This window comes from Halomonas sp. 113, from assembly GCF_904067645.1.
In the GTDB taxonomy this organism is placed as follows: domain Bacteria; phylum Pseudomonadota; class Gammaproteobacteria; order Pseudomonadales; family Halomonadaceae; genus Vreelandella; species Vreelandella titanicae.
Genome location: NZ_LR881453.1, coordinates 655,212 through 669,305, shown reverse-complemented (window position 1 = coordinate 669,305; position 14,094 = coordinate 655,212). Strand labels below are relative to the sequence as shown.

Sequence of the window (14,094 nt, the reverse complement as noted above, 5' to 3'; positions counted from 1 at the left end):
CTTCCAACTGTAAAAAAATACAGTCTAGCATAGGCGTTATGTGCCACAGAAGGTTCTTAGCACCTGCTCATTTTCCGTGGCGGGCGCCGCTAAACGGCGCGCTTCAACAGATTCATCGAACGGCTTAGTCACCACTGCCAATAAGGTGTGGAAAGGCGCAAAATCACCGTCGTAAGCGGCATCAATGACCTCTTGGACCCGGTGGTTACGGGGAATAATGACCGGGTTGGCGCTTCGCATGGCGGCAAAACGCTCGCTATCTTGGCTGGCTATCTGCGCTTGCTGCCAGGTATCCAACCACGCGGTCAAACCGTCAGGCTGAGTCGTCAGTGCCAGCAGTGCCTGGCGGTACTCATCGCTCGGGGAGGAAGCGTATTGCGTGAGCACATCAAAGGTGGCGGTCATGTCCATCCGCCCCTGGTGCATCTGACTTTCGAGGCCTTCCATTAGCGCTTCGGCCTGGGGGCTTTCCGCCGCTAAACCGAGCTTATCGGCATGCAGGCGGAGTTGCTCGGCGCTGAACAGTAACTCAAAGCGACGGATGGCGTCAGTGGCCTGTTCCACGACCGCGTCGCCCTCTTCCCGCATCAGCGGCAGCAGCGTTTCGGCAAAGCGGGCCAGATTCCACTGGGCAATCGCTGGCTGGTTGGCAAAGGCGTAGCGTCGGCCTTGATCGATGGAGCTGTACACCTTTTGCGGATCGAACTGCTCCATAAAGGCACAGGGGCCGTAATCGATGGTTTCACCGGCGATGCTGCAGTTATCGGTGTTCATCACGCCGTGAATAAAGCCCACGCTCATCCAGCGGGCAATCAGCACTGCCTGGCGGGCCACCACTGATTCCAGCAGCGCCAGGTAGGGGTCTTCTGCGTTGGCGGCATCCGGGTAGTGGCGCGCAATCACATGATCCGCCAGGGCTTTGAGCAATGCTTCATCCCGCTGTGCAGCGGCAAACTGAAAGGTACCCACGCGAATATGGCTACTCGCCACGCGGGTAAAGACGGCGCCGGGCTCAGCCATTTGCCGTACCACTCGCTCGCCGCTCGCCACGGCCGCAAGGGCACGGGTGGTGGGAATTCCCATCGCCGCCATGAACTCGCTGACCAGGTACTCACGCAGCACGGGGCCTAACGGCGAACGGCCATCGCCGCCGCGGGAAAACGGCGTGCGGCCGCTGCCTTTTAGCTGCACATCGCGGCGAACGCCATTCTGATCGATCACTTCGCCCAGCAGCAGCGCACGGCCATCGCCCAGTTGCGGCACAAAGTTGCCGAACTGATGCCCGGCGTAACCTAAGGCGCCCGGCTTGGCATCCGGCATGGGCTGGTTGCCGCTAAACCAATCGGCAAGCGTTGTAGAGTCAGGTAGCTCTGTGGCCCCTAGCTCATGGGCAAGCGGCGCATTGAACGCAATCAGCTCCGGGCTGGCCACAGGCGTTGCTTGGGTGGCGACCCAGAGGGGTTCAGGCAAGGTGGAATAGAGATGTTCGAATGGCAGCACGATAGGCTCCGCTTTTAGTGGCAATAACTACCTAATACCCTAGCATTCTACTCAACTAAACGCCGAGGCGATGTTGCCAAACATACCAAATGTTAAAAACAGCGAGCTGACGCCACTGCCAAGGGATTTTTATAATCGGGACACGCTTGAAGTGGCGAGAGATATGCTTGGCTGCTGGCTGGTACGTGAGCATAAAGTCCGGTCACTTTTCTCTTAATAAAGATTTCTGTGAATTTTTTCCGCTGGTTATTGTTTGGCACAAGGTTTACTTTTCACAAAATACTTTTATAAAAGTAAACCGAGTGACATCTATGCTAGGTCAACGAATCCATCAGGCACGCCTTGCTGCTGACTTGACGCTTGAAGCGTTGGGCCAGCAGCTTGAGGTTTCCAAGGCGGCAATACAGAAGTATGAAAAAGGTAAAGCAACACCCGACTCCTCTAAATTGCTCAAGATCGCTAAAGCGTGTGGCGTTCGCACAGAATATTTTTTCCGAAAGTCGACGGTAACGTTGTCGAACATCGAATTTCGTAAACACAGCACGTTTGGGAAGAAGCGTTCTGACGCTATACAAATCCGCATTACGGAAATGATTGAGAAACGTGTCGAATTGCTTAACGCGTTCCCCGAGTTGCCCATTCCACACTTCGCAGTCCCTGGTTGTGTACCTCGCCAAATAGAAGATTTGGACGAGATTGAGGGCATCGCAGAGAATGTACGACACGCATGGGAGCTTGGGTTAAATCCAATTGCCGACTTGACCGCAGAGCTTGAACCCTTGGGGTTGTTGGTAATGGCAGTCGACGTGGAACACAAAGCATTTTCGGGCATGACTGCTACAGCAATGACAGTAGATGGGCAGTACTACCCTGTCATAGTGGTGTCTTCTCGCTGGCCTGGGGATCGCCAGCGTTTTACTCTCGCCCACGAACTGGCTCACGTGCTTTTTGCAGGTCGATTGACGGACGGAGTAAATGAAGAAAAGGCATGCGACCGTTTTGCTGGCGCGTTTTTAGCCCCAAGAGAGTCCGTTGTTAAGGAGCTTGGCTCTCAGCGAAAGCGCTTAGAGCCACAAGAACTTTACCATCTAAAGCATGAGTACGGCCTTTCAATGGCCGGGTGGGTAATGCGTGCGTTTCAATGTGGCGTTATCCATGACGGGTTGCGAGAGGCAACGATGCGAATGTTCTCGGCTCGCGGCTGGAGGACTAACGAGCCCGGCGAGGTGCTACCTAACGAAGCCCCTTCTCTATTTGAGCAGCTAGTATATCGGGCATTAGCAGAAGACCTTATTTCCGAGGCAAAGGCGGCTGAACTGCTCGGCATCCCAAGAATGCGCTTCTATCGAGAACGCCTAATGGAGTCTGCTGATGCTGTTACTCATCAGTGACGCCAACGTAATAATTGATTTAGAGGCTGGGGGCATACTGGAAACACTCTTTCAGCTTCCTTATGTTTTCGCTATGCCTGACGTGCTTTATGAAGAAGAAATTGAAGACGGCAGCCCGTACCTAATTGATATGGGGTTAAAAACACTCGTTGTTGAATCCTTGTACATCGATTATGCGATCACCTTGGGAGAAGAGCATGGCGAAGAGCCCGGCTTGTACGACAGGCTAGCGCTGGCTTTAGCTAAGCAGGAAGCCTGCCCGTTGCTTACGGGAGACAATAATCTGCGCGCCCTTGCTGGGCGCGAAGGTGTTGATATAAGAGGCACGCTATGGGTGTTCACTGAGATGATTGAGTTCGGGCTATTGTCCAATGAGGAGAGCTTAGCCTCCCTTGATTTGATGAAAGCACGCAAACGCAGATTGCCTTGGGACGATGCCAAAAAACATATCGAACGGGCAAACTTTGGCTCCAGGCAATGAGGAGCATGGTAAAAAGTTTCCCAGGAAATGCTATCAGTGTTTCAGGCGCTCTAGTTTCCGTGCAAACAGCGCACAGCCTGCTCAAGCACCGGCGTCAACGGCGCCCGCCACTGGTGGGTCAATAGCGCATCTGCCCGGGTGACGCCGAGCGATAGCGATGCCAGAGGGATGCCCCGCTCATGGGCGGCGCGGCAAAAACGGTAGCCGGAAAACACCATCAACGAGGTGCCCACTGCCAGTACCGCCTCCGACTCTGCCAGCGCTACCTGCGCTGCAAGCCGCCGTTCGGCGGGCACCACATCGCCGTAGAACACCACGTCAGGCTTCAGGATGCCGCTGCAGCGCGGGCAGTCGAAAATGCGAAAGGTGCTGAAGTCAGTTTCCAGGTCGGCATCGCCATCCGGAGCGTGCCCCGCCTGCAAACCAGTAAAGCTCGGATTCATGCGCGCCATTTCGGCATGCATGGCGTGGCGCATCATTTGATAGTCGCACACCATGCACTTCACCATGTCCGCTCGACCATGCAGGTCGATCACCCGGCGGGAACCAGCGCGCTGATGTAAACGGTCAACGTTTTGGGTCACCAACTGCTGGATATAACCCTGTGACTCCAGCGCGGCCAACGCACGGTGTGCGCCGCTGGCTTGGGCTTCGCGCATGGCGCTAAAACCGATCAGCGCGCGAGCCCAGTAGCGCTGGCGAACGTGATGAGAACTCATGAAGTCGCCATGCTGCACCGGGGGTGGCCGCTTCCACTGACCATCCGCATCGCGATAGTCCGGAATGCCACTGTCGGTACTCACACCGGCACCGGTAATCACCCACAGTTTGGGGTGCCGCTGAATAAAATCAGCCAGTTCCTCGCCCGCCTGGGCAACGCTTTCTGCAATTTCCACGGCCTGCGTCAATCGTTCACCTCTAGGCAATGTGGCTCAAACTCAACGATACTGTATAGCAACAGCGGGCCATGCAACGCGCCCTTTAACGGTTATTGTGCACCCAGGAGATACTCTTATGCAGCACGATCATGACATTATTATTGTCGGTGGCGGCATGGTGGGCGCCGCCCTGGCGGCCCGCGTGGGTCATGCGGGCTTCTCCGTAGGGCTGGTGGAGCACGGCGATTCCCCTACTCCCCCTAGCGGTGACTATGACCTGCGTATTTCCTCGCTGAATGCGCGCTCGTTAGCGTTCGTTAAGGCCAGCGGCACGACGTTACCTGAGGAGCGTTGCTGCCCTTTTCGGCATATCGATGTCTCCAACCAGGACGGCACCGGCCATTCGCTGTTTTCCGCTCAGGATAGTGGCATGGATGACTTCGGCATCTTTATCGAAAACCGCACGTTGCAGTACGCGCTATGGCAACGGCTAGAACAACTGCCCAGCGTCACCTGCTACACCCAATGCGCGCCGTTAAGTACGATCACCTCAAGCACTGGCCGCCTGCTGGAGCTGGATAATGGCAAAACCCTAAGCGCCCGTTTGATCGTCGGCGCCGACGGCGCGCAATCGACCCTACGTGAGCTAGCGGGGATCAACGTTAGTAGCCACGACTACCATCAGCGGGCGATGATTATTAACGTGGAAACCGAACTGCCCCAGCAGGATGTCAGTTGGCAGGTCTTCACCCCCACGGGCCCCATTGCCATGCTGCCATTGCCCGGCCATCGCGCTTCCTTGGTGTGGTACGACACAGATAAAACCACCCAAGCCCGCGAACAGCTGGACGATGACGCACTCAAAACAGCCATCGAAATGGCCTTCCCTAAACGCCTGGGCAACCTCATCCGTATCGTCGCCCGAGCCAGCTTTCCCATCAAGCGCCAACATGCCCACCGCTACATCGGCAAGCGTCTGGCACTCATTGGCGACGCGGCCCATGTGGTGCACCCGCTGGCAGGCCAGGGGTTAAATATCGGCCTGCACGACGCCGACACCCTTGCCGAGATCATTATTCAGGGCCGCGACCCCGGCGACTATGTCAACCTACTCCGCTTTGAGTGCCAGCGCCGCGCGGCCAACCAAGCGATGATCGCCGCCACCGACAGCTTTCACCACCTGTTTACCGGCGCCAAGCCGCTGCGCCAACTAGGCGATCTAAGCCTGCAAATAGCCGAGCGCTTCCCGTTCGCCAAACGCATGATGATGCAGCAAGCTAATGGGCTGAATCCGTTTAAGATGTGGTAACACCAGCGGTGGTGGAAACACTCACAATGATGAGAGGCTGGTTTCTTTCAAAGAGCCAGCACTATTTTCATGAAGAGCAAGTAGCAGGTACTTTTATCGTAAAAAAATCTACGACCTAATGGAACTTCAGGCTTTTACTGAGAGGTTTCGGAGGGCTGGCAAACCAACCCCAGTTGACTGAAACCCACCATCCACGGCAATGACTTGCCCGGTAACATAACCACTTTTCTCAGAGCAAAGAAATACAATCATCTCAGCAATTTCTCGCTCACTGCCGTAGCGATTTAAGGGAATAGCGTCATGATAAGCAGCGCGAATTTCAGGAGTGTGGACAGCCAGCGCAAGCTTGGTATCTACTGGACCTGGCGCCACACAATTAGCCCTGATGCCATGTTCGCCTAGCTCGGCTGCCTGTTGTTGAGTCAAATGAATGACGGCCGCTTTGGAAGTACCATAAGCCACACGCAATGTACTGGCCCTTAGACCCGAGATAGAGGCAATATTAACAATCGCACCTTTGGCCGCCTTGAGCAGAGGTAATAGTGACTGCGTAGTAAGAAAAATACCATCCAGATTAGTCGCCATAACCCGTCGCCATATTTCGTAAGTGGTTTCTTCTAACGGGCGAAAATCGGCAACACCGGCATTATTGACCAATGCATCAACTCGTCCGTATTGATTCTCCACCTCTTGCGCTAAATGAGCGATATCATCTGGCTCCGATATGTCATATACCCACGCATAGGCGTTTTCCAGCTTAGCGGCAACCTTCTCAAGTTCTGGTGCATCACGGTCAACCATAAGCACTTCATAACCCTGTTCCAAAAAGAGCTGAGTCGTTGCCAGTCCAATACCACGTGCAGCACCTGTTACTACTGCAATACGCTTTGTTGTTATCATCACTAAAGCCTTAGTAAAAGTTAGTTAACGAAATATTTCTATGAGCATTAAAGAAAGGGTTGGGAAAGCGGCAACGATTACGAGCCCTAGCAAGCAGGTAAATACAAAAGGTAGTGCTCCTTTTGCTACGCTCTCAATTGATAATTTGGTCACATTGGCAGCCACATAAAGATTAATTCCTACCGGCGGTGTAATCAGGCCTATCGAAAGGTTGATCATTAACAGCACGCCAAACCATATAGGATCCCACCCCATTTCATGGACAACCGGCATAAAAATTGGCAAAGAAATGAACATGACGGTGACCGCATCCATGAACATCCCCACAATAAGCAAGATCAACATTATTACTAGTAGAATGACCCACTCGTTACTGCTAAGACCAAGTAGCAGTCCAGAGTAGGTTCCGACAAGGTCATCAACGGTCACCACCCAACCGAACAAACTGGCATACGCAACTACCAACATAACAACAGATGATGATGCAGCTGCATCGCTTAGCGCCTCATATAACTTTTTTAAGGTTAATGTGCGGTAAGCAAGTCCACCCACAAACAACGCATAGACGGTAGCCACCAGCGCTGCTTCTGTTGGTGTAAAGGCCCCAGAGTATATTCCGCCCAAAATAACGACAGGCGTTAGTAGCCCCCAAAAAGAGTCACGAAATGTGCTCCAAAGTCTTTTTTTATAAGAGAGGTTCGTATCAACAAGGTCACCCATGGTTGCCAGGCACAGCTCATCAACCTTGCCAGTCTTAGCGCCTTTATCACGTCCTAGCGGCAGGGTTAATATCATGATGCCCCCCATCAATAGGCCAGGAATAATGGCCGCAAGAAAAAGCTTGGAAATGGAGGTCTCTGCAATCACTCCATAAATGACCAGTCCTATTGAGGGTGGAATCACTATCGAGAGAGCCGCTCCCGTGCACACTAAACCTGCAGCATAAGCCTTACGATAGCCATCTTCTTCCATCCCTTTAATAATCATGGGGCCAATTGCAGCCACAGATGCAGGCCCCGAACCACTGACGGCACCCCAGAAAAGACAAACCACTGTTCCCACGACCCCCATTCCGCCAGGCAAACCGCCAACGAGAACTCTAAAAAAAAGCACCATGCGTTCGGCAATTCCCAGCACTCCCATCAAGGTACCGGCCAGGATGAAAAATGGGATTGCAAGTAGAGAGAACTTGGTTATCCCGGTAGCAATCAGGTCACCTACCATATCTAGCCCAAAACCCATATGCCACATAGCATAAATAGCAGAGAGACCCAGCGAGAAAGCCACCGGCACACGTAATAGTAAGAGTAGAAAAAACACCAGAATCATCTGAGAACCTGAAGAGAGTGTGGCGAATACCTCAAACATTCGCACCTCCCACGCACTCACTATCACGATTTCGCTGCTCATCCCATAGCCGCTGCAGATAGCGAACTATTATCAGTGCAAAACCGAAAGGAATAGCCACATGATAATACCAAGCAGGCAACCCCAACCCGTAAGAACGCATGCCTGAACTTAGCTGATTCATCAGCACTTCCCATGAAAAGTAAGCAGATAGTGCCAACAATGCGACTGAAAAAAGACCAGACAGCAGAAAAACGATTTTACGTAGGCTGGCCGGTAATAAATCGTAGAAAAGCGAAACGGCTAAGTGTTCTCCCCTTCGCGCCGCGATAGCCGCACCAAAAATAGTCAGAATCAAAAAACCATTTGTCAGTAGCTCTTCTGTAGCAGCCAGAGAATAGTTAGTCCCATAGCGAACAACGACATTGGCAAACCCCAACAGGGTCATGCCCATAAAAAGCACTGCACAGAATATTTTTTCTGCCTCTCGCAGCATAAATTTCATGTTACGGCACCTCTATCAATTGCGGATAAAGCTCCAATAAATTACTTGGAGCGTTATCCAGACCAAGCATGAAACAGCTGGGATCAGTTACCGTTCTCTTCCACCGCATTAACAAAGGCCGACACAATCTCAGGGCCTATTTTCTCAGCCCACAGGTCAAAAGCCGGTACCGTTTCAGCACGAAACGCCGCAATTTCATCCTCTGACAGCTCAGTAATTTGCATGCCTTGTTCGCTCAGAAACTCCAAACCATCAGCGGTACTTTCTCGAGTTACCTCTATCTGGTAGGCCATTGCCTGCTCTGCAGCAAGCTGGATTATCTCTTGAGTCTTTTCGTCGAATCCTTCCCAACGTTGCTTAGATATGCCCAAAAACAGGGGATCATAAGAGTAGTGCCAAGTAGTCAAATAATCCTGCACTTCATAAATTTGCTGAGGGATAATAACAGCCCCAATGGGATTCTCTTGTGCATCCACCACGCCTTGCTGCAAGGCGGTCATCGTTTCCGTCCACTGCATTTGTTGGGGATTAGCCCCAAGTTCATTCAAGACATCGACATACATGGGGCCTGCAACACGTATATTGAGCCCACGGATATCCTCTGGGGTACGAATAGGTCGTACACTATTGGTTAACTCCCTAAAACCATTCTCCCCCCAAGCCAGCACCACAATTCCCTTCTCTTCCATTATGGCTTCAAGCAACTCAACAGGTTCACCCTGGGTTGTGGCATCAACCTGGTCGTAATTTGCATAGAGATACGGTAGCGAGAAAACCGCCATTTCCGGCACGAGAGGAGTGACATTGATAGCAGACGTGATGAGCAGATCAAGCGCACCACGGCCCACCATCTCAGCTTGGCGCATTTGATCACCGCCCGAAAGCTGTGCATTGGGGAAAACCCGCACATTTAGCTCACCTTCGGAAGCTTCGTCTAATAACTGAGCAAACCGCTCCGCCCCCAAGTGCCACGAAGTGGCATCTCCCGTGTTATGAGAAAGCCGCAATGTCTCAGCAGATGCAGTACTGGCGAGCACCAGTCCAGCAGCGGAAGCAGCCCATACAAGCTTACGAAAACTAAGGTATTTCATTGTGTTGTATTCCTTCTGACGTGCTTGTGCTGTCGCACTTGATTATTATTGATCCATAATATGGAACGTATTTTGTATTAACGACAATAAAAATTTGCCAAAGGCATTTCAAAAAGTCAAATTATCTGCAAAATAAGCTTTACAGGCGAAACAGAAAACAAAAGACGGTTCATAATATGGAACTAAAAGCTTTATCAAATGGAAGCACGACGGCTGGTGCGCAAAGTGTTGATCGTGCGCTCAGTTTATTAAGCCTAATTGCTCGACAAGCAGATAAGGGTAGCTCGCTTACTGATTTAACCAAGTCCTGTGGCTTGAATAAGGCTACGGTGAGGCGCTTACTGCTTGCGTTGATCAATGCAGGGATGGTTGAGCAGTCGCCCGCCAATCAGCATTACCACTTAGGCCCGGAGGCTTACTTACTGGGACAAAGAGCCTCAGAGCTACATAACTTGACGCGCCTCGCTACTCGCAATGTCGCGCGCTTGGCGCTATCAACCGAAGATGCCGCTTGCCTTTCCATTCGCAGAGGCCACCATTCGCTGTGCTTATACCGTGAGGATGGTGCTTACCCCATTCGCACCCATGCCCTGACACAAGGTGCGTACCATCCTTTAGGGGTCGGGGCAGGCTCACTTGCCATGCTGGCGGCTCTTCCTGACCGTGAAATCACCCAAATTTTAGACGCGCAACGCCCCCTCCTCGAACAGCAATACCCTCGGCTAATCCCGAGCCGTATGTTAAGCCTGGTTGACGAAACCCGGTCTCAGGGTTACGCAATTAACCCTGGTTTGGTATTTCCTGACTCCTGGGGCATTGGCATTGCCTTACGCTGGCCCGATGGCGTACTGGCGGGCTCACTCTCTCTGGCCGCGATACAGAGCCGCATGCAGGAACCGAGAAGATCGCAAAACCTTGTGCCGCGATTACAAGAAGAAGCTCTCGCGATTGAAGATCTGTTAGCCGCTGAATTTTTAAGATATCAAACACCCGCAACCCCTTAGCTAGGAGCACATAATGACAAAAGCGCATATCGTCGGCTGGGGCCATTCCCCTTTCGGAAAACTGCCCGAACCCAACACCGAAACCCTTATGCAGGGCGTAATTCAGGAGGCTCTGCTTCACGCTGGAGTTGCCCACGAAGCCATTGATGGCATTTTCGTCGGAGTCTACAACAATGGCTTTTCTGCCCAGGACTTCCAGGCAGCTCTTGTGGCCATGGGAGATGAACGCTTTGCGCACACCCCTGCAACGCGTTACGAAAATGCCTGCGCAACGGGAAGCGCAGCGCTGCATGGCGCACTCGATTTTATTGAATCAGGACGCGGGCGTATTGCATTAGTCGTTGGCGCCGAAAAAATGACGGCGACTCCCACCGCCGACGTGGGCAATATTCTGTTGAGTGCCAGCTACCATCAGGAAGAAGCTCACATCGCAGGAGGCTTTGCGGGCGTGTTCGGCGAAATAGCCACAAGCTACTTTCAGAAGTATGGCGACCGCTCGTACGAACTCGCCATGATTGCCGCCAAAAATCATGCCAATGGTGTTGCTAATCCCTGGGCGCAAATGCGCAAGGATATCGGCACCGACTTCTGCGCCACCATTTCAGAGCGCAACCCTACGGTAGCTGGCCCTTTACGGCGTACCGACTGCTCTCTCATATCAGACGGCGCCGCAGCCCTGGTTATTGCGGATGCCGAAACCGCCGCTCAGTTAGAGCGTGCTATTGCTTTTCGAGCGCGCACACAAGCGAATGATCTCATGGCACTTTCCCGACGAGACGTTCTGGCTTTCCGAGGCGCCTCTATCGCCTGGAAACAAGCGTTAGAAGCCTCGGGCCTCAGCCTTTCAGACCTATCTCTCGTAGAAACCCACGACTGCTTCACCATCGCCGAGCTACTGGAGTATGAGGCTATGGGACTAGCCGCCCCCGGCGAAGGCTATCGTGTCATTAGGGAAGGTATTACCCATAAAGATGGCGCCTTACCCGTCAACCCTTCGGGAGGCCTCAAATCCAAAGGCCACCCCATCGGCGCCACCGGCGTTTCCATGCATGTCATGGCTGCCATGCAACTAATGGAAGAGGCAGGCGACATGCAAATACCCAATGCCCACATAGCAGGTGTCTTCAACATGGGTGGGGCTGCGGTGACCAATTATGTCTCTATTTTGGAGCGTATGAAATGAGCCAATCACTAGAGCACGGCGTGACACCGGTCTCAACAAAAGTCATGAATCTGTCTCATTTCCTGACCAATAGCGCACGCCGCCTAGCCAATGAGATCGGCTTTGTATGGGGAACGCGCACCTGGCGCTGGCAGGAAATGGAAGCGCGCTCCATGGCGTTTGCCTACGCACTCGACAAACAGATGGGACTACGCAAAGGCGATCGGTTACTTGTTCAATCCTCCAACTGTCACCAAATGTTTGAAGCGATGTTCGCCTGCTGGAGAATTGGCGCCATTTGGGTGCCCGCCAATTATCGCCAGTCACCGGAAGAAATCGCTTGGTTAGCGGAGTCATCAGGGGCAAAGGGGTTGCTCTGCGGCGCCCAATTTTCTGACCATGCAACCGCCTGCGCCCCAGTCGTCGACTTTACTGTCTCCATTGGACAAAGCAACTTTGCTGATGATTACGACACTCTTGTTGAGCGCTTCATAGGTGAAGAGATTGCAACCTGCGAGGTCAACCGAGATGACCCCGCCTGGTTATTTTTCACCTCTGGGACGACCGGAAAACCCAAGGCCGCTATTTTGACCCACGGGCAAATGGCCTTTGTGGTGACTAACCATTTATGCGACCTGATGCCAGGAACAAACGCTGATGACGCCTCGATTGTGGTAGCACCGCTCTCGCATGGCGCTGGTGTTCATCAACTTGCACAAGTTGCAAGCGGAGTGAAAACGATTCTCCCAGCGGAGGATAAATTCAATCCCGAATCCATATGGGCATTGGTGGAGAAATGGAATGTCACCAACCTGTTTACGGTTCCCACTATTGTCAAAATGCTGATCGAACACCCTAGTGTCGATCAATATAACCATGCATCACTGCGTTATGTGGTCTATGCCGGTGCACCCATGTATCGGGCCGACCAAGTGAAAGCACTGGAAAAGCTCGGGCCTGTGTTAGTGCAATATTTCGGGCTTGGTGAGGTGACAGGCAACATTACTGTGCTACCACCTACTTTTCACCATGTTGAGGATCAGCACATGAAAACAGGCAGCTGTGGCTTCACGCGCACAGGCATGCAGGTTCAGATCCAAAACAGTGAAGGCCGTGAAGTTCCTGCCAATGAAACCGGGGAAATCGCCGTGATAGGCCCTGCCGTTTTTGCCGGCTACTTCGACAACCCGGAAGCCAACCGGAAAAGCTTTCGCAACGGTTGGTTCTTAACGGGCGATTTAGGGCATATGGACGAAGAGGGATTTGTTTATTTAACCGGGCGTGTTTCTGATATGTACATATCCGGTGGCTCTAACATCTATCCAAGAGAAATCGAAGAGAAACTACTCACTCACCCCCTCGTTTCAGAAGCGGCCGTATTAGGAGTACCTGACCCCACTTGGGGTGAAGTCGGTATGGCTGTTTGTGTACCTTATCCTGGGAAACAGCTTGATACAGAGTCTTTGAATCAATGGCTTAGCGAGAAAATTTCTCGCTATAAAGTGCCTAAAAACTATGTCGTTTGGGATGAGATGCCTAAAACAGCCTATGGGAAAATAACTAAAAAACTTATTCGAGAGACTCTAGTGGCGCGCGGTGAAATAAAGGAGTCGTCATGAGCTTATCACAACTAAAAGATTCACAGATGGGGGCTATCCAGCACCCAGGCCACCCTATAACTCAGAGGCATCAGGCCCAGCTTTGCCACACAACACCCATCCCCCTCCTTTTAAAAGGAGGGCAAAGCTTACACGATGCTATTATCAAAGAGTTAAGCGTACATAATATTACATCGGCTTATATCACCCTTAACAACGCGCAAATGGATACCCTGCGCTACGTGATACCGGGAGACGACCCCAAAGGTGAGCACGCGGCCTGGTATAGCGATACTTTTCACTTAGGTGCACCGGCTCAAATTTTAACGGCAGGCATTCATGTAGGCCGCCGCGAGGGCAAACCTTTCATGCACTGTCACGGAACCTGGAGTGGGGTAAGTGGTAAGGATAAAGGCAAAGAGGAACGTGATCAGGTGGTCGCTGGGCACTTACTCGCGCCTGAATCATACTTAGCCGAGGATATACAGGTCGACTGTATTGCGATAGAGGGCGCATGTCTGGATGTTCATTACGATGAAGAAACTCGGTTTCCGCTATTTTCACCCAGCACGACTTTAAGCAACATCAATAAAAAGAATGCGCTATTACTGACCTTACGACCAAATCAGGACCTTCAAACCGCGCTTGCTTCTATAGCAAACGATTATCGGGTCGAAACCGCTCAGATACTGGGTATTGGTAGTTTAATCAAGACATGCTTTAACGATGGCAAGCAACTGCTTACCCACGCTAATGAAATATTGATCTTGAATGGGGAATTAAAGGATCACCAAGCGACTATCCAAGCAGTCTCCGTCGGCATTGGTGGTGAGCAACACCAAGGGCAATTGGCCCCAGGGAAAAATGCCATCTGCGTCACTTGCGAGCTACTGCTTGTATTTTAGGTTGAAATAAAACCAACTATGCT

General features: G+C 52.1%; 13 protein-coding genes. 7 read left to right on the top strand and 6 right to left on the bottom strand.

Annotation, left to right across the window (positions count from 1 at the left end):
* Window positions 1-36: 36 nt before the first annotated feature.
* Window positions 37-1,500 (bottom strand): protein adenylyltransferase SelO, encoded by a 1,464-nt coding sequence (locus YERSI8AC_RS03335; RefSeq protein ID WP_236557229.1) that lies wholly within the window; start codon window positions 1,498-1,500, stop codon window positions 37-39.
* Between the two features lie 167 nt (window positions 1,501-1,667).
* Between YERSI8AC_RS03335 and YERSI8AC_RS03330 the strand changes: the two genes are divergently transcribed.
* Both YERSI8AC_RS03330 and YERSI8AC_RS03325 read left to right on the top strand, forming a co-directional pair.
* Window positions 1,668-2,891, top strand: coding sequence for a helix-turn-helix domain-containing protein (locus tag YERSI8AC_RS03330; protein WP_201304174.1), 1,224 nt, complete (start codon window positions 1,668-1,670; stop codon window positions 2,889-2,891).
* A complete protein-coding gene (locus YERSI8AC_RS03325) occupies window positions 2,872-3,372 on the top strand; it encodes a DUF3368 domain-containing protein (protein ID WP_138800933.1) in 501 nt (166 codons plus the stop codon). Before YERSI8AC_RS03330 ends, YERSI8AC_RS03325 begins: the two co-directional genes overlap by 20 nt.
* A 50-nt stretch (window positions 3,373-3,422) precedes the next feature.
* On the opposite strand, the gene YERSI8AC_RS03320 is transcribed toward YERSI8AC_RS03325, so the two are convergent.
* On the bottom strand, window positions 3,423-4,280 hold the full coding sequence (locus tag YERSI8AC_RS03320; RefSeq protein WP_159176087.1) for an NAD-dependent protein deacetylase: 858 nt from the start codon (window positions 4,278-4,280) through the stop codon (window positions 3,423-3,425).
* A gap of 106 nt (window positions 4,281-4,386) precedes the next feature.
* Here YERSI8AC_RS03320 and YERSI8AC_RS03315 point away from each other — a divergent pair, with 106 nt between their 5' ends.
* Window positions 4,387-5,559, top strand: coding sequence for a UbiH/UbiF/VisC/COQ6 family ubiquinone biosynthesis hydroxylase (locus YERSI8AC_RS03315; RefSeq protein WP_159176086.1), 1,173 nt, complete (start codon window positions 4,387-4,389; stop codon window positions 5,557-5,559).
* A 126-nt stretch (window positions 5,560-5,685) separates the two neighbouring features.
* On the opposite strand, the gene YERSI8AC_RS03310 is transcribed toward YERSI8AC_RS03315, so the two are convergent.
* The 4 genes from YERSI8AC_RS03310 to YERSI8AC_RS03295 form a co-directional block, all read right to left on the bottom strand.
* Window positions 5,686-6,459, bottom strand: coding sequence for an SDR family NAD(P)-dependent oxidoreductase (locus YERSI8AC_RS03310; RefSeq protein ID WP_039858695.1), 774 nt, complete (start codon window positions 6,457-6,459; stop codon window positions 5,686-5,688).
* A gap of 24 nt (window positions 6,460-6,483) precedes the next feature.
* Entirely contained in the window at window positions 6,484-7,827 is a 1,344-nt protein-coding gene (locus YERSI8AC_RS03305) for a TRAP transporter large permease (protein ID WP_041157600.1), read from the bottom strand.
* Entirely contained in the window at window positions 7,820-8,311 is a 492-nt protein-coding gene (locus tag YERSI8AC_RS03300) for a TRAP transporter small permease (RefSeq protein WP_039858690.1), read from the bottom strand. The genes YERSI8AC_RS03305 and YERSI8AC_RS03300 overlap by 8 nt, the downstream gene beginning before the upstream one ends.
* A gap of 83 nt (window positions 8,312-8,394) precedes the next feature.
* Entirely contained in the window at window positions 8,395-9,402 is a 1,008-nt protein-coding gene (locus YERSI8AC_RS03295) for a DctP family TRAP transporter solute-binding subunit (RefSeq protein WP_009286750.1), read from the bottom strand.
* Between the two features lie 176 nt (window positions 9,403-9,578).
* Between YERSI8AC_RS03295 and YERSI8AC_RS03290 the strand changes: the two genes are divergently transcribed.
* The 4 genes from YERSI8AC_RS03290 to YERSI8AC_RS03275 are packed head-to-tail and all read left to right on the top strand — an operon-like array spanning window position 9,579 to window position 14,071.
* Window positions 9,579-10,406 carry an IclR family transcriptional regulator gene (locus YERSI8AC_RS03290; protein ID WP_159176085.1) on the top strand — a complete coding sequence of 276 codons (828 nt, stop codon included), beginning with the start codon at window positions 9,579-9,581 and terminating at the stop codon, window positions 10,404-10,406.
* 13 nt (window positions 10,407-10,419) lie between these two features.
* Entirely contained in the window at window positions 10,420-11,589 is a 1,170-nt protein-coding gene (locus YERSI8AC_RS03285) for an acetyl-CoA acetyltransferase (RefSeq protein WP_041157598.1), read from the top strand.
* The gene (locus tag YERSI8AC_RS03280) at window positions 11,586-13,187 is read left to right on the top strand and encodes an acyl-CoA synthetase (RefSeq protein WP_009286748.1); all 1,602 of its coding nucleotides are present in this window, start codon (window positions 11,586-11,588) and stop codon (window positions 13,185-13,187) included. The genes YERSI8AC_RS03285 and YERSI8AC_RS03280 overlap by 4 nt, the downstream gene beginning before the upstream one ends.
* A complete protein-coding gene (locus tag YERSI8AC_RS03275) occupies window positions 13,184-14,071 on the top strand; it encodes a hypothetical protein (RefSeq protein ID WP_138800926.1) in 888 nt (295 codons plus the stop codon). Before YERSI8AC_RS03280 ends, YERSI8AC_RS03275 begins: the two co-directional genes overlap by 4 nt.
* Window positions 14,072-14,094: the final 23 nt, after the last annotated feature.

Excerpts from the sequence above, each read along its gene's own strand:
- YERSI8AC_RS03325 (WP_138800933.1), top strand. The coding sequence starts at position 2,872 with ATGCTGTTACTCATCAGTGACGCCAACGTAATAATTGATTTAGAGGCT.
- YERSI8AC_RS03315 (WP_159176086.1), top strand. The coding sequence starts at position 4,387 with ATGCAGCACGATCATGACATTATTATTGTCGGTGGCGGCATGGTGGGC.
- YERSI8AC_RS03310 (WP_039858695.1), bottom strand. The coding sequence starts at position 6,459 with ATGATAACAACAAAGCGTATTGCAGTAGTAACAGGTGCTGCACGTGGT.
- YERSI8AC_RS03305 (WP_041157600.1), bottom strand. The coding sequence starts at position 7,827 with ATGTTTGAGGTATTCGCCACACTCTCTTCAGGTTCTCAGATGATTCTG.
- YERSI8AC_RS03300 (WP_039858690.1), bottom strand. The coding sequence starts at position 8,311 with ATGAAATTTATGCTGCGAGAGGCAGAAAAAATATTCTGTGCAGTGCTT.
- YERSI8AC_RS03295 (WP_009286750.1), bottom strand. The coding sequence starts at position 9,402 with ATGAAATACCTTAGTTTTCGTAAGCTTGTATGGGCTGCTTCCGCTGCT.
- YERSI8AC_RS03290 (WP_159176085.1), top strand. The coding sequence starts at position 9,579 with ATGGAACTAAAAGCTTTATCAAATGGAAGCACGACGGCTGGTGCGCAA.
- YERSI8AC_RS03285 (WP_041157598.1), top strand. The coding sequence starts at position 10,420 with ATGACAAAAGCGCATATCGTCGGCTGGGGCCATTCCCCTTTCGGAAAA.
- YERSI8AC_RS03280 (WP_009286748.1), top strand. The coding sequence starts at position 11,586 with ATGAGCCAATCACTAGAGCACGGCGTGACACCGGTCTCAACAAAAGTC.
- YERSI8AC_RS03275 (WP_138800926.1), top strand. The coding sequence starts at position 13,184 with ATGAGCTTATCACAACTAAAAGATTCACAGATGGGGGCTATCCAGCAC.